The organism is Streptomyces johnsoniae (assembly GCF_031845565.1).
Lineage (GTDB): Bacteria > Actinomycetota > Actinomycetes > Streptomycetales > Streptomycetaceae > Streptomyces > Streptomyces johnsoniae.
The window spans coordinates 62,317-81,102 of the sequence record NZ_JAVREV010000008.1 but is presented as its reverse complement, the minus strand read 5'-3'; the positions used below and the strand labels follow the sequence as shown (position 1 = coordinate 81,102).

Here is an 18,786-nt window from a genome sequence, read left to right as displayed (position 1 = left end):
GCTGGCTCCACCCCACTCCTCCACCCCACTCCTGAACAGGTCGAGAGGTACAAGGACGATGCAGAACGAGGAAAAACTCCTCGACTTCCTCAAGCAGACCACCGCGAAGCTTCGTGACACGCGGGCGCAGCTGCGCGAGGTGACGGAGCGAGACCGGGAACCGATCGCGGTCGTCGGGATGGCCTGCCGTTACCCGGGTGGGGTGCGTACTCCTGAGGAGCTGTGGGAGCTGCTGGCGGCGGGTGGGGACGCGATTGAGGGCTTCCCCACTGACCGTGGCTGGGACCTCGAAACGCTTTTCGACCCCAGCCCGGACGCGGTGTTCACCAGTGATGTCTCGCAGGCCGGATTCCTGTCCGAGGCCACCGACTTCGACGCGGCCTTCTTCGGGATCAGTCCGCGTGAGGCGCTGGCGATGGACCCGCAGCAGCGGGTGATGCTGGAGACGTCGTGGGAGGCGATCGAACGGGCCGGGATCGACCCGGCCGGCCTGCGCGGCACGCCGACCAGCGTGTTCGTGGGTGCTTCGCCGTCCGATTACGCCAACTCCGGTGGGGACATATCCGGTTCGGAGGCGCACCTGATCACGGGTACGTCGATGAGTGTGCTGTCCGGCCGCGTTGCGTACACGCTGGGTCTGACGGGACCGGCGGTGTCGGTGGACACGGCCTGTTCCTCCTCCCTGGTGGCTGTCCACCTCGCGGTGCAGTCGCTGCGGGCGGGGGAGTGCACGATGGCGTTGGCGGGCGGGGTGACCGTGCTGGTCGGCCCCGGCGCGTTCGTGGGCTTCTCGGCGCAGAACGGGCTGGCGCCGGACGGCCGTTGCAAGGCGTTCGGGGCGGGCGCCGACGGTATGGGCATGGCCGAGGGCGTGGGCGTGGTCGTGCTGGAGCGGCTTTCGGATGCGCGCCGCAACGGGCACAAGGTGCTGGCCACGATCGTGGGCAGTGCGCACAACCAGGACGGCGCTTCCAATGGTCTGTCCGCGCCGAACGGGCCTTCGCAGCGCCGCGTGATCCGCGCCGCCCTGTCCAACGCCCGTCTGACGACGGCCGATGTGGACGTTGTGGAGGCGCACGGGACCGGGACCACGCTGGGTGACCCGATCGAGGCGCAGGCCCTGCTGGAAACCTACGGCCAGGGGCATCCGGCGGACCGGCCGCTGTGGCTCGGGTCGATCAAGTCGAACCTCGGGCACACGCAGCAGGCGGCCGGTGTCGCGGGCGTGATCAAGATGGTGCTGGCGCTCCAGCACGGCGTTCTGCCGCAGACGCTGCACGCGGCGGAGCCGACTCCTCATGTCGATTGGTCGGCCGGGCACGTTCGCCTGCTCCAGGAGGCCGTCGAGTGGCCGGCGGGCGATCAGCCGCGCCGTGCGGGCATTTCGGCGTTCGGTATCAGCGGTACCAACGCCCACCTCATCCTGGAGGAGGCGCCGGCCGAGGAGCCCGCCGCGGCGGAAGCCGCCTCGGGTGATTCCGGCGCCGACCGTACGCCGCTGCTGCGGGACGATGCCGGACTGATGCCGTTCGTGCTCTCCGGGCGGTCCGTGTCCGCTCTGGTCGACCAGGCGGAGCGGCTGCGGGGACATGTGGTGGCGCGGCCCGAACTGGTCGCGTCCGATGTGGCGCGGTCTCTGATCACGACGCGTTCGGTGTTCGAGCGGCGGGCCGTGGTGCTGGGGTCGGGCCGTGATGACTTGGTGGCCGGGCTGGCGGCGGTGGCCACCGACCAGCCCGCGCCCGGCGTGGTGAGCGGGGCGGTGGCTCCGGCTGGGGTGGGGAAGACGGTGTTCGTGTTCCCGGGGCAGGGTTCGCAGTGGGTGGGGATGGGCCGGGAGTTGGCCGAGTCCTCGCCGGTGTTCGCGGCCAGGCTTGCGGAGTGTGCGGCGGCTCTGGCTCCGTTTGTGGAGTGGGAGCTTGAGGATGTGCTGGCGGGTGAGTATGGGTTTGAGGCCGCTGATGTGGTGCAGCCGGCGTTGTGGGCGGTGATGGTGTCGCTGGCCGCCGTGTGGGAGGCGGCCGGTGTCGTTCCCAAGGCCGTGGTGGGGCACTCGCAGGGTGAGATCGCGGCGGCTGCGGTGGCGGGGATTCTGTCGCTGGAGGACGCGGCGAAGGTTGTGGTGCTGCGCAGCCGGACGCTCACGGCGCTGGCGGGGCGTGGCGGGATGCTGTCGATCGCCGAGCCGGCCGACGCGGTGCGCGAGCGCATCGCCCCGTTCGGGGAACGGCTGTCGGTCGCGGCGGTCAACGGCCCCTCGGCGACGGTCGTCTCCGGCTACCCCGACGCCCTGCGTGAGGTGAAGGAGGCGTGCCCGGAGTCGGCGCGCGCCAGGATGATTCCGGTGGACTACGCCTCGCACAGCCCCCAGGTGGACGAGCTGCGGAACGAGATTTTGACCGTTCTGGAGGGCATCGCCCCGCGGGAGACGCGTATCCCGATGATCTCCGCGATGAGCGGTGACATGATCACCGGCCCGGAGATGGACGCGGAGTACTGGTTCGCCTCGCTGCGGGAGCCGGTGGAGTTCGACCGGGCCGTGCGGACCCTCGTCGGGACCGGCCACGGCACGTTCGTCGAGGTGTCCCCGCATCCCGTGCTGACCCCGGCCATCTCGGCCACCGACGGCCCCGACGCGCAGGCGCCCGCGGCATTCGGCACGCTGCGGCGTGATGACGGGGGTGCGGATCGTTTGCTGCGTTCGTTCGCCGAGGCGTTCGTGCGTGGTGTGGCGGTGGATTGGCCGGTGGTGTTGCCGGACGGCGGGGTTGGGGTTGGTGGGTTTGTGGAGTTGCCGACGTATGCGTTCCAGCGGCGTCGGTATTGGCCGGAGTTCCCGGACCGGGTGCCGGGTGTGGTGGGGGATGTGGTGGCGGGGTTGCGTTATCGGGTGGTGTGGGAGTCGCTTGGGGTGTTGTCGGGTGGGGTGTTGTCGGGGACGTGGTTGGTGGTGACGTCGTCGGCTGAGGTGGGGTTGGCGGCCGAGGTGGCGCGTGTGGTGTCTGGTGTGGGTGGTGCGGATGTGCGGGTGGTTGAGGTTGATGGGGTGGATGGGGTGGGTCGTGAGGCGTTGGGGGTTGCGGTTGCGGGGGCTGTGGACGGGGTGGCTGGTGTGGTGTCGTTGCTTGGGTTGGATGAGGTGGGTGTGGTTGGTGGTGGGGTGGTGCCGGGTGGTGTGGTGGCGACGGCTGGGTTGGTGGGGGCGTTGGTGGATGTGGGGGTTGAGGTGCCGGTGTGGGCGTTGACGCGTGGTGGGGTGGGTGTGTTGCCGGGTGAGGTGCCGAGTGTGGCGCAGTCGCAGGTGTGGGCGTTGGGGCAGACGGCGGGGTTGGAGTTGGCGAGGTTGTGGGGTGGTGTGGTGGATGTGCCGGAGGAGTTTGATGAGGTGGTGGGTGCGGGGTTGGTGGCGGTGCTGGCGGGTGGGCGTGGTGGTGAGGATCAGGTGGCGTTGCGTGGTTCGGCTGGTGTGTTCGGGCGGCGTCTGGTGCGGGCTCCGCGTTCCGAGGATGCTGGGGAGCGGGCGGTGTTTGTGCCGGGTGGTTCGGCGTTGATCACTGGTGGTACGGGGATGATCGGTGGCCGCACGGCGCGGTTGTTCGCGGGGCGGGGTGCCAAGCGGCTGGTGCTGGTGTCGCGTTCCGGTCCTTCGGCGGCGGGTGTCGCGTCGTTGGCCGCGGATCTCGCGGCGGCCGGCAGCACCGTCGAGGTACTTTCCTGCGATGTCGCCGAGCGAGCCGAGGTCGGGGCCCTGCTGGACCGGATCTCCGCGACAGGACCTGAACTGTCCACCGTCGTGCACTCGGCGGGAGCGGAGCATGGCGCTGCCGTGGCGGAAATGACGGCCGAGGATCTCCGGGCGGCCTCGGCGGTGAAGGTCGGCGGGGCGCTGCACCTGCACGAGCTGACTCTCGAACGCGGCCTGGACCTGGACGCGTTCGTGACGTTCTCCTCCGGCGCCGCCGTGTGGGGCAGCGGCGGGCTGGCGGCGTACGGCGCGGCGAACGCGGCGCTGGACGCGCTGGTGGCGCGGCGCCGGGGCGCGGGCCTGGCGGGTACGTCCGTGGCGTGGGGTCTGTGGGGTGGCGGCGGTATGGGCGCCGGCGAGGCCGGCGAGCAGCTCAGCAGCTACGGGCTGCGCCCGATGGCTGCCGAGCGCGGTATCCAGGGCCTGGCCCAGGCCCTGGACGACGGGGAGGACCTGCTGGTCGTCGCCGACATCGACTGGGACCGCTTCCTGCCGACTTACACCGTCTACCGGCCCAGCCCGCTGCTGTCCACCCTCCCCGAAGCCATCCGCGCCCACGCCGCGGAGGCGGAGGCGGATGCGGCTGCCACCACGGAAGTCACGCCGCTGATACGCCGCCTGACCGCGTTGCCGCCCGCCGAGCGGGAGGCGGCGCTCACCGAGGCCGTCAGGGCCGAGGCCGCCGCCGCGCTCGGTCACGCCGACGCCGCGGAGATCGACCCCGATCAGGCGTTCCGCGACATGGGCTTCGATTCGGTGATGGCCGTTTCCCTGCGCAACCGGCTCGGCGAAGTCACCGCCCTGCGCCTGCCGTCGACCGTGGTTTTCGACTACCCGTCTGTCACGGCCCTGGCGGCCAGGATGTACGGCGACCTGTTCGGGAACGCCGCCCCGGTGGCCGAGGTGGTTCCCGTTCCCCGGCACTCGCCCGCGGACGACGACCCCATCGTCATCGTCGGCATGGCCTGCCGCTACCCGGGCGGCGCCACCACGCCCGAGCGGCTCTGGAGCCTGCTCGCCGACGGCACGGACGCCATCAGCCCGGTTCCCGACTACCGTGCCTGGGACATCCAGAGCGAGTTCGGCCGGGAGGGCGGATACGTCTACGAGGCCGCCGAGTTCGACGCCGCCTTCTTCGGCATCGGGCCGAACGAGGCGCTGGCCATGGACCCGCAGCAGCGGGTGCTGCTCGAGGTCTCCTGGGAAGCCCTGGAACGTGCGGGCATCGACCCCACGAGCCTGCGGGGCTCCCGCACCGGCGTGTTCGTGGGCGGCTGGATGCAGCTCTACACCCATGCGCTGATCGGCAGCACGGCCAACATGCTGGACAGCACTCCGGTGAGCGACGGCGGCGCGGTGCTCTCCGGCCGTGTCTCCTACGTCCTGGGCCTGGAGGGCCCCTCGCTCACCATCGACACCGCCTGCTCCGCCTCGCTGGCCGCGCTGCATCTGGCTGCCCAGGCGCTGCGCTCGGGCGAGTGCGAACTCGCGCTGGTGGGTGGCGTCACGGTGATGTCCGACCCGGGCGCGTTCGGCTACGGATCGAACATGGGCCTGTCCCCGAACGGGCGCAGCAAGGCGTTCTCGGCCTCCGCCGACGGCATGGGCATGGGCGAGGGCGCCGGGATGCTCGCCGTGGAGCGGCTGTCCGACGCCCGGCGTCTGGGCCACCCCGTGCTGGCGGTGGTGCGCGGCACGGCGGTCAACCAGGACGGTGCCTCCAACGGCTTCACCGCGCCCAGCGGCCTCGCGCAGCAACGGGTGATCCGCGCCGCTCTGGCCTCCGGCGGGCTGACGCCCGATCAGGTGGACGCGGTGGAGGCCCACGGCACCGGAACCGTCCTCGGTGACCCGATCGAGGCCAGCGCGCTGCTGGCCACCTACGGTCAGGAGCGTCCCGAAGGCCGGCCGCTGTGGCTGGGGTCGATCAAGTCGAACATCGGGCACGCGCAGGCCGCCGCCGGTGTCGCCGGGCTCATGAAGATGGTGCTGTCGATGCGCCACGGGACGCTGCCGCCCACCCTGTATTCCGAGCAGCCCTCCGAACAGATCGACTGGGAGTCGGGCGAGGTGCGGCTGCTGACCGAACGGCGGCCCTGGTCGGCGCGGGACGGCGCGCCGCGCCGCGCGGGCATCTCCAGCTTCGGTATCAGCGGCACGAACGCGCACATCATCCTGGAAGAGCCGCCCACCGAGCCCCTGTCCCTGCCCACGACGGGCGGGAACGACGAGGACGGCCAGGAGCAGGGCCAGGGGCAGGGCCAGGCCGAGGTGCCGGTGCTCGGTCCGGACGTGCAGGTCGTTGCCTGGCCGCTGTCCGCGCGCGGGCAGGAGGCGCTGGCGGCTCAGGCCGACCGGGTGCTCCCCCTCGCGCGTGACGCGGAGGGGGCGGAACCGGCGGCCGTGGCCCGTGCCCTGGTCACCCGCCGCAGCCTCTTCTCCCATCGGGCGGTCGTCGTGGGTGCCGACCGCGCGGCGCTGGCCGAAGGGCTGTCCGCCGTCGCCGAGGCCCGCCCGGACGCCGCGGCCGCCGTCGGCACCATCCCCACGGGCGGCCCGGGGCGCACGGTGTTCTTGTTCCCCGGGCAGGGTTCGCAGTGGGTGGGGATGGGACGCCGGATGCTCGCGGAGTCGCCGCTGTTCGCGGCGGAGTTCACGCGGTGCGCGGAGGCGCTGGCCCCGCACATCGAGTGGGACCCGTACGCGGTGCTGGAACAGGCGGAGGGCGCTCCCCCGGTGGAGGGTCCCGAGGTGTTGCAGCCGGTGCTGTGGGCGGTGATGGTGTCGCTGGCCTCGGTATGGCGGGCCGCGGGAGTGCGCCCCGACGTGGTGGTGGGGCACTCGCAGGGTGAGATCGCGGCCGCTGCGGTGGCGGGCATCCTGTCGCTGGAAGACGCGGCGCGGGTGGTGGCCGTGCGCGCGAGGATGCTGGCCGGTCTGGGAGTCGACGGCGGGATGCTGTCGGTGGTGCTGCCGGCGCACGAGGTCGCGGAACTGCTGAAGCCGTGGGAAGGGCGGCTGTCGGTGGCGGCGGTGAACTCGCCGCTGTCCACGGTGGTCACGGGGGAGCCGGAAGCGCTCCTGAAGTTCGAGCGGAAGCTGCGGAAACAGCGCGTGATGCGGTGGCGCATTCCCGTGTCGGGCTTCGTGGCCCACTCCCGCCTGTGCGAGCCGCTGGCCGGCACGCTGCCGGCGGCACTGGCCGGCATCGAGCCGCGGTCGGGCGAGACCCCCTTCTTCTCGACCGTGGAGGGACGCCTGATCGACGGAACGGAGCTGGGCCCGGACTACTGGTACGCGAACGTGCGGCAGTCGGTCCGGTTCGCCGAGGCGGTCGAGGCCCTGGCGGCCTCCGGGCACCGCAGCTTCGTGGAGGTCTCGGCCCACCCGGTGCTGCTGACCGCCGTGGAGGAAGTCCTCGTTCCGCGGGCCGATCTGCCCGACCCGGTGCTGATCGACACGCTGCGGCGTGATGACGGGGGTGCGGATCGTTTGCTGCGTTCGTTCGCCGAGGCGTTCGTGCGTGGTCTGCCCGTGGATTGGCCGGTGGTGTTGCCGGACGGCGGGGCTGGGTTTGATGGGTTTGTGGAGTTGCCGACGTATGCGTTCCAGCGGCGTCGGTATTGGCCGGAGTTCCCGGACCGGGTGCCGGGTGTGGTGGGGGATGTGGTGGCGGGGTTGCGTTATCGGGTGGTGTGGGAGTCGTTTGGGGTGTTGTCGGGTGGGGTGTTGTCGGGGACGTGGTTGGTGGTGACGTCGTCGGCTGAGGTGGGGTTGGCGGCCGAGGTGGCGCGTGTGGTGTCTGGTGTGGGTGGTGCGGATGTGCGGGTGGTTGAGGTTGATGGGGTGGATGGGGTGGGTCGTGAGGCGTTGGGGGTTGCGGTTGCGGGGGCTGTGGACGGGGTGGCTGGTGTGGTGTCGTTGCTTGGCTTGGATGAGGTGGGTGTGGCTGGTGGTGGGGTGGTGCCGGGTGGTGTGGTGGCGACGGCTGGGTTGGTGGGGGCGTTGGTGGATGTGGGGGTTGAGGTGCCGGTGTGGGCGTTGACGCGTGGTGGGGTGGGTGTGTTGCCGGGTGAGGTGCCGAGTGTGGCGCAGTCGCAGGTGTGGGCGTTGGGGCAGACGGCGGGGTTGGAGTTGGCGAGGTTGTGGGGTGGTGTGGTGGATGTGCCGGAGGAGTTTGATGAGGTGGTGGGTGCGGGGTTGGTGGCGGTGCTGGCGGGTGGGCGTGGTGGTGAGGATCAGGTGGCGTTGCGTGGTTCGGCTGGTGTGTTCGGGCGGCGTCTGGTGCGGGCTCCGCGTTCCGAGGATGCTGGGGAGCGGGCGGTGTTTGTGCCGGGTGGTTCGGCGTTGATCACTGGTGGTACGGGGATGATCGGTGGCCGCACGGCGCGGTTGTTCGCGGGGCGGGGTGCCAAGCGGCTGGTGCTGGTGTCGCGTTCCGGTCCTTCGGCGGCGGGTGTCGCGTCGTTGGCCGCGGATCTCGCGGCGGCCGGCAGCACCGTCGAGGTACTCTCCTGCGATGTCGCCGAGCGAGCCGAGGTCGGGGCCCTGCTGGACCGGATCTCCGCGACAGGACCTGAACTGTCCACCGTCGTGCACTCGGCAGGGACGGCGACCGGCGCGCTGGTCGTGGACACCACCGCCGCCGAGCTGGAGGCGGTGTCCGCGGTGAAGGTCGGCGGGGCGCTGCACCTGCACGAGCTGACTCTCGAACGCGGCGTGGACCTGGACGCGTTCGTGACGTTCTCCTCCGGCGCCGCCGTATGGGGCAGCGGCATCCTCGCCGCCTACGGCGCGGCGAACGCGGCGCTGGACGCGCTGGTGGCGCGGCGCCGGGGCGCGGGGCTGGCGGGTACGTCCGTGGCGTGGGGTCTGTGGGGTGGCGGCGGTATGGGCGCCGGCGAGGCCGGCGAGCAGCTCAGCAGCTACGGGCTGCGCCCGATGGCTGCCGAGCGCGGTATCCAGGGCCTGGCCCAGGCCCTGGACGACGGGGAGGACCTGCTGGTCGTCGCCGACATCGACTGGGACCGCTTCCTGCAGACCTACACCGTCTATCGGCCCAGCCCGCTGCTGTCCACCCTCCCCGAAGCCATCCGCGCCCACGCCGCGGAGGCCGAGAACGAACAGGAAGCGGAGACCTCGATCGAGGCCGCCGCACTGCGCAAGCGGCTCGCCGCGGCGCCGTCCCCGCTCGAACGGGAGACGATCCTGCTCGACGTGGTCCGCGAGCACGCCGCCGCAGTGCTCGGTCACACCGGCGCGGCGGCCGTCCAGCCGGACAGCACCTTCCTGGAACAGGGCTTCAACTCCCTGTCAGCCGTGGAGCTGCGCAACCGGCTCGCCCGGGTCACCGGCCTACGGCTGACCGGCCCGATGATGCTCGACCACCCCACCCCGACCGCGACCGCCGCCCACCTCAGGGAGCTGTTCGCGACGGACCAGGCAGGGCGGCAGGGCGGCACGGACCAGCCCGCGCCCCGCTTCCTCCTCCCCGCCGCGCCCCAAGCCCAGGACGGGCCCCCGGCCGGCCCCTCGGACCCGGGCGCCGCGGCTTCGAGTTCCCTGACGGCCCTCTACCTGCGGGCCCACGGCTCGGGCCGCGGGGCCGACGCCATGCGGATGATCACCGGCCTCGGCGCCTTCCGGCCCTCCTTCACCAGCCCGGAGGAACTGGCGGGCATCCCGCCCCTCGTACCGCTCACCCGCGGTCCCGAGGGGCCCACGCTGATCTGCCTGCCGTCGTTCGGCGGTACCGCCGACGCGCAGGAGTTCGTGCGCCTGGCCCACGGCTTCCGCGGCAAGCGGCAGATCCTCGCCGTCACGGTCCCCGGCTACATCCCGGGCGAGCCGCTGGCCGCCGGCCCGGACGCGCTGCTCGACCTCTACGCCGGAACGGTTCTGGCCAGTCCGGAAGCGGCCCCGGACGCGGGCCCGTTCGTACTGGTCGGCTACTCGTCCGGCGGGGTGACCGCGCACGCCCTCGCCGCCCGCCTGGCCGAACGCGGCCGCCCGCCCGCGGCGCTGGTGCTGCTCGACACCTTCACCCCGGACAGGGCAGGCGTGTCCGACGAGGTGATCTCCGAGCTTCCGGCCGCCGTGCTCGCCAACAACGTCGGCGCGGACGGCATCGGCGGCGACGACTGGCTGATCGCCTGCGGCCACTACTACGACTTCGACTGGCGCGCCCACCTGCCGCACGCCGCCGACCTGCCGACGCTGCTCATCCGTCACGCCGACGGCGACGACGGGGCGGCCGACTTCGTCCAGGTCCCGTGGGCCTACTCGGGCGACGTCACCCCGGTGGCCGTGCCGGGCGACCACTTCTCCATGATCGGCTCCCGCGCCGAGACCACCGCGCTGGCCGTCGAATCCTGGCTCGCCACGCGCTTCACCGCCACTCAGGACAGGGACGATGACTGACCAACAGGAGCAACAGGCCCGGCGGCACCGCCTCGCCGTCGTCGGCGCAGGCGTCATGGGCACCAATATCTCCGCCCTCGCCCTCGGCCACGGCGTGGACGTCACGCTCGTCGATGTCGAGGACGAGATTTTGGCCTCGGCCGGCCGGACGATCCGCCACAAGCTCAAGCACGCCCAGCTGATGAAGGCCCTCCCGGCGGACCGCCCCCGCGGCACCCTGGTCACCACGACCTCGCCGGCCGACGTCGCCGACGCCACCACCGTCATCGAGGCCGTCGTGGAGATCGCCGAGGTCAAACGCAAGGTGCTGACCGAGGTTTCGGAGCTCGTCGCCCCCGGCACCCTGCTCATCTCCAACACCTCCTGCATCCCCGTCGACGAGATGGCCGGCTGGGTCGCCCGCGGCGACGAACTCGTCGGCGTGCACTTCATGAACCCCTCCTACCTGATCAAGATGGTGGAGGTGATCCGCGGCACCGCCACCAGCGAAGCCACCATGACCGCGGTCGGCGACCTGCTGACCGCGCTGGGCCGCGACGCGCTGGTGATCAACGATGCCCCCGGCTTCGTCATCAACCGGCTGCTGCACCCGCTGATCAACCGGGCGGCGATGCTCGTGCAGGAGGGCGTCGCCACCGCGGAAACCGTGGACGGCCTGCTGGAAGGCTGCCTGGGCCACTCCACGGGGCCGCTGCGCACCGCCGACCTGATCGGCATCGACAATCTCGTCGACTCGCTGCGCGTGCTGCACGACCGCACCGGCGACCCCGAATGCGACCCCTGCGAGCTGATGTTGCAGAAGGTCCGCGACGGGGACCACGGCCGCAAGACGGGCCGTGGTTTCTACGACTACCACTCAGCTACGGAAAGGCACACACGATGACTGCCGTGCAAGGCGGTACCGACGGCGCCACCGTCGAGAAGGAGCTGACCGCCTTCCTCGCCGAGCAGACGGGCACCGAGCCCGCTGCCGACCAGGACCTCTTCGCCACGGGCGTCATCTCCTCGATGTTCGCCCTGCAACTGGTGGTGCACCTGGAGGACGAATACGACATCGAGATCGTCGGCCCCGAGCTGTCCATGGACAACTTCCGCAGCGTCCGCACCATGTCCGCGCTGGTACTGCGCCTCCAGGACGCCGACACGGGCAGCCGGGACGAATGAACGTCGACACCGCCGAGATCGACGCGCTCGTCGGCGACGGGCCGGCCGCCTGGGACGCGGCCGGCCGCATACCCGTCGAACTGCTGCGCCGGCTCGGGAAGATGGGCGTGCTGTGCGCCGAGGTACCGGCCCGCTTCGGCGGGCCGGGCGCCGACAGCCTCGCAGGAGGAGAACTGACCGCCCACGTCGGTGCCCTGTGCAGCTCGCTGCGCAGCATCATGACGGTGCAGGGCATCGCCGCCGCCACCGTTCGCCGCTTCGGCGACCGCGAGCAGCGCCGCCGCTACCTCGGGCAGCTGACGGACGGCGGCCTGGCCTGCGTGGCGTTCAGCGAGCCGGGCGCCGGCTCCGATCTGAACGGCATGGCCACCCGCATCCGCCCGGCCGCCGACGGCACCGGCGACCTCCTCGTGTCCGGCGAGAAGATGTGGATCACCGGCGCCGCCTACGCCGACGTCCTCGTGGTCTTCGGCCTGCACGACGACGCCGGCTCGGCCGCGATGGTCCCGGCCGATGCCCCCGGCGTCCGCATCGAGCCCGTTCAGGACCCGCTGGGCTGCCGCGCCGCGACCCACTGCCGCGTCGTTCTCGACGACGTCAGGATTCCCGCCGCGGCCGTCCTGGGCGGCGGCCGTCAGCCGCTCCCGCTGCTGTTCACCACTGCCCTCTCCTACGGCCGCATGTCCGTCGCCTGGGGCTGCACCGGCATCCTGCGGGCCTGCCTGGCCGCCGCCACCGCCGACGCCCGCACCCGTGAACAGGGCGGCTCCCCGATCGCCGAGCACCAGCTGGTCGCCCGGCATCTCGCCGAGCTGTACACCTCCGAACGGATCGCCACCCAGGTCTGCGGTCACGCCGCCGAGCAGTGGGACCGCGGCGCCCCGGACGCGGCGGTGGCGGCCGTACTGGCCAAGCAGGTCGCCGCCACCCACGCGGCGCGCGGCGCCGCCACGGCCGTCCAGGTGCTGGCCTCCCGCGGCTTCACCGACGGCCATGTGGTGGCCCGCGCCTACCGGGACGCCAAGGCGATGGAGCTGATCGAGGGCAGCACCGAGATCTCCCAGCTGATCCTGGCCCGGCACGCCCTCGACGTCCTTTGACGGGCCACTGCCGTGCACCCCACGAGCCCACCACGACGCAGTAGTTGACGCCCTCGAAGGAGAGACCCGTGTCCGACGCTCCCACCCTCGTGAAATGCCTGGTCTGGGACCTCGACAACACCCTGTGGCGAGGCACCCTGCTGGAGGACTCCGAGGTCGCGCTGCCGGATGACATCCGCCGTACCATCATCGAACTCGACGCCCGCGGCATACTCCAGGCCGTGGCCAGCAAGAACGACCACGACCACGCCTGGGAGCGGCTGGAGCGGCTCGGCGTCGCCGAGTACTTCGTGCTGCCGCAGATCGGCTGGCACCCGAAGTCCCAGTCCATCAAGGAGATCGCCGACCAGCTGAACTTCGCGATGAAGACGATCGCCTTCATCGACGACCAGCCGGCCGAGCGGGCCGAGGTCGCCTACCACCACGCCGAAGTCCGCTGCTACGACGCCGATCAGGCGGCCGAGCTGACCGGCCTGCCCGAGTTCAGCCCCGCCGTCGTCACCGTCGACGCCGCCCGCCGCCGCGACATGTACCAGGCGGGCTTCCGCCGCACCGCGGAGCGCGAAAGCTTCACGGGACCCGACGAGGAGTTCCTGCGTTCCCTCGACCTGGTCATGGAGATCAAGCCCGCCGACGAGGGAGACCTGTCCCGCGTCGAGGAACTGACCCTGCGCACCAGCCAGATGAACGCCACCGGCGTGTACTACTCCGACGCCGACCTGCGCGCCCTGATCGCCGACCCGGGGCACGAGGTCCTCACCGTCACCCTCACCGACCGCTTCGGCCCGCACGGCGCCGTCGGCGTGATGCTGCTCGGCTACCACGAGCGGGTCTGGCACCTGAAGCTGCTGGCCACCTCCTGCCGGGTGGTGTCCTTCGGCGCGGGCGCCGTTCTGCTCAACTGGCTGATCACCGAAGCGGCCGAGTCCGGCGTCCACCTGGCCGCCGACTTCCGCCGCACCGACCGCAACCGGATGATGGAGATCGCCTACCGGTTCGCCGGTTTCACCGGCGACGCCTGCGACTGCCTCGCCGAGCTGCCCGCGGAGACCGCGCCCGACCGCGCGGACATCGAGTTCCGTCACCTGGTGGCCGAGCGCCGCCCCGGCCCCACCACCATGAGCGTCGTGGGCCCCGCCCTGGGGGCCGAGGACGCGGCGGGAGCCGCCCTCGCCTGACCACCCGCGCCGCCGACCCGCCCGAGGGCCCTTCGCCGAAGGACCTCGGGCGGAGCGCGTGGGGGAACGTCAGGGTCGGCCCAGGATGCCCCGGTCGTATCCGACCGCGACCGCCGCGGCCCGGTCCTTCACGCCCAACTTGCCGTAGACGTGGGAGAGATGCGTCTTGACGGTGGCCTCACTGATGAACAGCTCGGTCGCGATCTCGCGGTTGGACGTGCCCCGGGCGACGAGCGCGAGGACCTCGCGCTCGCGGGCCGAGAGCGTCTCGCCGATGGGCGCGGCAGGGCCGCGCACGGCGCTCAGCAGCCGGGACGCGATCGCGGGGGAAACGACCGTACGGCCCGCCGCCGTGGCCCGCACAGCGGCGAACAGCTCCTCACGGGGCGCGTCCTTGAGCAGGTATCCGGTCGCGCCCGCCTCGATCGCGGGGATCGTGTCGGTGTCCGTGTCGAAGGTGGTGAGGACGAGGACCCGGGTGCGGGAGCCGCGGCGCGTCAACTCGGCGATGGCGTCGACGCCGTTGCCTTCCGGCATGCGCAGATCCATCAGGACGACGTCGGGATCGAGGCGCAGCGCGAGGCCCGTGGCCGCGGCGCCGCTCGAACACTCCCCGAGCACGGTGAAACCCGGGGCCGCGGTGAACATGGCGCGCAGCCCGTCCCGTACGACGGGGTGGTCATCGACGAGCAGCAGCGTGATGTCAGTCATGTCGTCACCACACTACGCGAGTGAGAATCGCGTACTTCTCGGCGTCCGGTCAATACCGAGGACCGGATTCGGCGGCCGGGGCGCACGGCACAGGCCGCCGCCCGTCCGGGGCGGCGGCCTGTGCCGGAACGCGGGTGTGCCGCCCTCACACGTCGAAGTACAGCTCGAACTCGTGCGGGTGCGGGCGCAGTTGCATCGGGGCGATTTCCTTCTCCCGCTTGAAGTCGATCCACGTCTCGATCAGGTCGGCCGTGAACACGCCACCGGCCTGAAGGTACTCGTTGTCCGCCTCCAGGGCTTCGAGGACCGCGGGGAGCGAGGTCGGGACCTGCGGGAGCTCGGCGTGCTCCTCGGGGGCAAGCTCGTACAGGTCCTTGTCGATCGGCTCGGCGGGCTCGATCTTGTTCTTGATGCCGTCGAGACCCGCGAGCATCAGCGCCGAGAAGGCGAGGTACGGGTTCGAGGAGGGGTCGGGCGCGCGGAACTCGACGCGCTTGGCCTTCGGGTTCGACCCGGTGATCGGGATGCGCATGGCGGCCGACCGGTTCCGCTGGGAGTAGACCAGGTTGACCGGGGCCTCGAAGCCGGGCACCAGGCGGTGGTAGGAGTTCACCGTCGGGTTGGTGAACGCCAGCAGCGACGGCGCGTGCTTGAGGATGCCGCCGATGTAGAAGCGCGCGGTGTCCGACAGGCCCGCGTAGCCCTGCTCGTCGTAGAACAGCGGCGTCCCGCCCTGCCACAGGGACTGGTGGACGTGCATGCCGGAGCCGTTGTCGCCGAAGATCGGCTTGGGCATGAACGTCGCGGTCTTGCCGTTGCGCCACGCCACGTTCTTCACGATGTACTTGAACAGCATGAGGTCGTCGGCGGCGGCGAGCAGCGTGTTGAACTCGTAGTTGATCTCGGCCTGGCCCGCGGTGCCGACCTCGTGGTGCTGGCGCTCGACCTTGAGGCCGGCCTCGATCAGCTCCAGGGTGATCTCGGCCCGCAGGTCCGCGAAGTGGTCCACGGGGGGCGCGGGGAAGTAGCCGCCCTTGTAGCGGACCTTGTAACCGCGGTTGCCGCCCTCCTCGATGGCGCCGGTGTTCCAGGCGCCCGCCTCGGAGTCGATGTAGTAGTAGCCGGCGTTCGACTTGGTCTCGAAGCGGACGTCGTCGAAGACGTAGAACTCGGCCTCGGGGCCGAAGTACGCGGTGTCCGCGATGCCGGAGGAGGCAAGGTACGCCTCGGCCTTCTTCGCCACGTTCCGCGGGTCGCGGCTGTACGCCTCGCCCGTGATCGGGTCGTGGATGAAGAAGTTGATGTTGATGGTCTTGTCCTTGCGGAACGGGTCCACCCGCGACGTGGACAGGTCCGGGACGAGCGCCATGTCGGACTCGTGGATGGCCTGGAAGCCCCGGATCGACGAACCGTCGAACATCAGGCTCGCGGTCGGGTCGAAGGTCCCGACCGGCACCGTGACGTGCTGCATGATGCCCGGCAGGTCGCAGAATCGGACGTCGATGAACTTGACGTCGTTGTCCGCGATGTACTTCTTGATCTCGTCGGCGTTTCGGAACATCCGGTGTCCTCCTAGTCCCGGCCGGAGGGGGCCGGGAACGTGCAGCTCGGGGATGACCCAGTGCGTGGGCCTGCCGGGGCCGACCCTAAGGACGGGCCATTTCTCAAGGATGACCCGTTTGTTTCGCCACTGTTAACCGGACTTCTCATCTGATACCGCTGACGACCCGCCCGGGCGGGCGCGCTACGGTTGAGGCGTGGACAATCGGCAGGCAATTGGCTCATGGCTCTCCGGGCCCCGCGCGGCGGCCGAGGACATGGGCATCGACTTCGGTTACCGCGGACAGCGGCTCGGCCTCCCCGAGGAGGGCCCCGGCTCGGTGGCGCCCCTCGGCAAGCGGGTCGGCGCCATTCTCGTCGACTGGGGGCTCTGCCTGCTGATCGCATACGGTCTGCTCACCCGGGAGCCGGCCTCCGTCAGCAACTGGACCCTGATCGTCTTCGTCGTGATGACCCTGATCACCGTCGGGACGCTCGGCATGACGCCGGGCAAACGGCTGTTCCACCTGCGGGTCATCGCCCTCGACGGGCAGCGGCTGAGCTTCCCCCGCGCCGCGCTGCGGACCCTGCTCCTGGCCCTGGCCATCCCGCCACTGGTCTGGGACCGCGACACCCGCGGCCTGCACGACCGCCTCGCCGGCGCGGTCCAGGTCCGCACCTGAGGGACCCTGAGGGGCAGGGTCCAGGCCAGATTCGCGTCGGAACCCCGGACCCCGGACCTCGGACCTCGCACCGAGGCCGGGCCCGCGTCTGAGGATCGCGGGTCAGGGTCCGAGGCGCAGGCGTCGGCCCTGCCCGTGCCTTCAGCGTGCGCCCGGCCAGCGGCTCCCGGGACGGGGGCGCGCTTCCCGGCCGGGCGGTCGGCGGCCCACGGTACGCCGCGGGCCGGGCCCGCTCAGCGGCCGCGGCGCTGCACGTTCCCCTTGGGCATGCGCATGCCCTTGGGCATTGGGCCCTTCGGCAGCGGCATGTTGTTCATGAGGTCACCCATGGCCCGCAGCCGGTCGTTCACCTCGGTGACGCGCGGACCCGCGAGCACCCGCGGGAACTTGAGGATGGTGGAACGCAGCTTCTTCAGCTCCACCTGCCCCTCGCCCTTCCCCACGATCACGTCGTGCACCGGCACATCGGACACCGTCCGGTTCATCCGGCGCTTCTCGGCGGCCATCAGGCTCTTCAGCCGGTTCTGATTGCCCTCCCCGACCAGCACCACGCCGCACTTGCCGACGGCCCGGTGCACCACGTCCTGCTGGCGGTTGATCGCCACCGCGGGCGTGAAGACGATGCCGCGCTTCATGTTCTCCAGGACGGCGGCCGCCGCGCCGGGCTGGCCCTCCATCTGGCCGAACGCCGCCCGCTCGGCGCGCCGCCCGAAGACGATCGCCGTGGCGAGCAGCGCGACCAGGAAACCGAGGATGCCCAGGTAGATCGGATGCCCGATGAGGAAGCCGAGGCCGAGGACCACCGCGAAAGTGCCCAGGCCGACTGCCGAGATGATCCAGCCGATCCAGCGGTCGCCCCGCTTGGTCATCTTGTACGTCAGGGCGATCTGCTTCAGTCGCCCCGGGTTCTCGGAATCCTGTGCCTTTTCCTTCCGCGCCATGGCCCAAGTCTACGGGGCAGCACGGCGCACCGGCCCCACGGGTCGCGCGCCTCAGGTACCGGGCGCGGGCAGTACGGCGGGCTCGGCGCGCGCCGTCACCGCCGCGAGGGCGCGCTCCGCGTCGCGCCGGGCCGCCGCGCGGGCCCGGTCCTCCTGCACGGCCGCGCGGGCGTTCGCGAGGGCGGTCTGCCGCCCGGCCCGCAGCAGCATCCCCTCAAGCGCGCGCAGTGTCCCGGTCACGCTCGGGCGCACCGGACTGGCGTACGACATGGACGGCCCCTCCCCAGGCGGTCGGACAACGTGCTCCTATTGTTATCGAACGGTATTACGGACCCATGACCCGGGGGTCAATCCCGGTGAAAGGCTCCGTCACGCGGCGGACCGCTGCGCCACCGCCTGCTGGTACAGCCGCCCCGCCCGGTACGAGGAACGCACCATCGGCCCGGACATCACCCCGGAGAAGCCGACCTCCTCGGCCTCCTCCCGCAGCTCCACGAACTCCGCGGGCTTCACCCACCGCTCCACCGGGTGATGCCGCGGCGAAGGCCGCAGGTACTGGGTGATCGTGATCAGCTCGCAGCCCGCCGCGTGCATGTCGCGCAGCGCCTGGCTGACCTCCTCGCGGGTCTCGCCCAGGCCCAGGATCAGGTTGGACTTGGTGACCAGGCCCTCCTCGCGGGCCCGCGTCAGCACGCTCATCGACCGCTCGTAGCGGAACGCCGGGCGGATGCGCTTGAAGATCCGCGGCACCGTCTCCACGTTGTGCGCCAGCACCTCGGGCCGCGCGGAGAACACCTCGGCCAGCTGCTCGGGAACGGCGTTGAAGTCGGGAATCAGCAGCTCCACGCCGGTGTCCGGCATCAGCCCGTGGATCTGCCGCACCGTCTCCGCGTACAGCCACGCCCCGCCGTCCGGCAGGTCGTCCCGCGCCACGCCGGTCACCGTCGCGTACCGCAGCTCCATCTGCCGCACCGACTCCGCCACCCGCCGCGGCTCGTCCCGGTCGAGCTCGGCCGGCCTGCCCGTGTCGATCTGGCAGAAGTCGCAGCGCCGGGTGCACTGCTCGCCGCCGATGAGGAACGTGGCCTCGCGGTCCTCCCAGCACTCGAAGATGTTGGGACAGCCGGCCTCCTGGCAGACCGTGTGCAGGCCCTCCCGCTTCACCAGGCTGTGCAGCTCGCGGTACTCGGGGCCCAGCTTCGCCCTGGTCTTGATCCACTCGGGCTTGCGCTCGATGGGGGTCTGACTGTTCCGGACCTCAAGGCGCAGCATCTTGCGGCCATCGGGTGCGACAGCGGACACGTC

Annotated in this window: 11 protein-coding genes; 6 read left to right on the top strand and 5 right to left on the bottom strand. The window is 71.4% G+C overall.

The window, feature by feature from the left end; genetic code table 11:
* Window positions 1–58 precede the first annotated feature (58 nt).
* The 5 genes from RM779_RS16225 (at window position 59) to RM779_RS16205 (ending at window position 13,607) form a co-directional block, all read left to right on the top strand.
* A complete protein-coding gene (locus RM779_RS16225; RefSeq protein WP_311618403.1) occupies window positions 59–10,165 on the top strand; it encodes a type I polyketide synthase in 10,107 nt (3,368 codons plus the stop codon).
* On the top strand, window positions 10,158–11,048 hold the full coding sequence (locus tag RM779_RS16220; RefSeq protein ID WP_311618402.1) for a 3-hydroxyacyl-CoA dehydrogenase family protein: 891 nt from the start codon (window positions 10,158–10,160) through the stop codon (window positions 11,046–11,048). The genes RM779_RS16225 and RM779_RS16220 overlap by 8 nt, the downstream gene beginning before the upstream one ends.
* Entirely contained in the window at window positions 11,045–11,329 is a 285-nt protein-coding gene (locus RM779_RS16215) for an acyl carrier protein (RefSeq protein WP_311618401.1), read from the top strand. The genes RM779_RS16220 and RM779_RS16215 overlap by 4 nt, the downstream gene beginning before the upstream one ends.
* Window positions 11,326–12,429 (top strand): acyl-CoA dehydrogenase family protein, encoded by a 1,104-nt coding sequence (locus RM779_RS16210; RefSeq protein ID WP_311618400.1) that lies wholly within the window; start codon window positions 11,326–11,328, stop codon window positions 12,427–12,429. Before RM779_RS16215 ends, RM779_RS16210 begins: the two co-directional genes overlap by 4 nt.
* A 68-nt stretch (window positions 12,430–12,497) precedes the next feature.
* Window positions 12,498–13,607 (top strand): HAD-IIIC family phosphatase, encoded by a 1,110-nt coding sequence (locus RM779_RS16205; protein ID WP_311618399.1) that lies wholly within the window; start codon window positions 12,498–12,500, stop codon window positions 13,605–13,607.
* Window positions 13,608–13,676: 69 nt separating this feature from the next.
* Here the strand turns inward: RM779_RS16205 and RM779_RS16200 are convergent, their stop codons facing one another.
* Together RM779_RS16200 and glnA are read right to left on the bottom strand one after the other, a co-directional pair.
* Complete coding sequence (locus tag RM779_RS16200) at window positions 13,677–14,318, bottom strand: response regulator transcription factor (protein WP_311618398.1); 642 nt, start codon at window positions 14,316–14,318, stop codon at window positions 13,677–13,679.
* Between the two features lie 145 nt (window positions 14,319–14,463).
* Window positions 14,464–15,879 carry a type I glutamate--ammonia ligase gene (gene glnA / locus RM779_RS16195; protein ID WP_077061891.1) on the bottom strand — a complete coding sequence of 472 codons (1,416 nt, stop codon included), beginning with the start codon at window positions 15,877–15,879 and terminating at the stop codon, window positions 14,464–14,466.
* A gap of 196 nt (window positions 15,880–16,075) precedes the next feature.
* On the opposite strand from glnA, the gene RM779_RS16190 reads away from it, so the two are divergent.
* Window positions 16,076–16,540 carry an RDD family protein gene (locus tag RM779_RS16190; protein WP_311618397.1) on the top strand — a complete coding sequence of 155 codons (465 nt, stop codon included), beginning with the start codon at window positions 16,076–16,078 and terminating at the stop codon, window positions 16,538–16,540.
* Window positions 16,541–16,773: 233 nt separating this feature from the next.
* Here the strand turns inward: RM779_RS16190 and RM779_RS16185 are convergent, their stop codons facing one another.
* The 3 genes from RM779_RS16185 to lipA all read right to left on the bottom strand — a co-directional run bounded on the left by RM779_RS16185 (window position 16,774) and on the right by lipA (window position 18,783).
* Window positions 16,774–17,481: a DUF4191 domain-containing protein gene (locus tag RM779_RS16185; protein WP_311618396.1), complete on the bottom strand. Its 708-nt coding sequence runs from the start codon at window positions 17,479–17,481 to the stop codon at window positions 16,774–16,776.
* A gap of 51 nt (window positions 17,482–17,532) precedes the next feature.
* Window positions 17,533–17,751 carry a hypothetical protein gene (locus RM779_RS16180; protein WP_311618395.1) on the bottom strand — a complete coding sequence of 73 codons (219 nt, stop codon included), beginning with the start codon at window positions 17,749–17,751 and terminating at the stop codon, window positions 17,533–17,535.
* Window positions 17,752–17,850: 99 nt separating this feature from the next.
* Entirely contained in the window at window positions 17,851–18,783 is a 933-nt protein-coding gene (gene lipA, locus RM779_RS16175) for a lipoyl synthase (protein ID WP_077061895.1), read from the bottom strand.
* Window positions 18,784–18,786 lie beyond the last annotated feature (3 nt).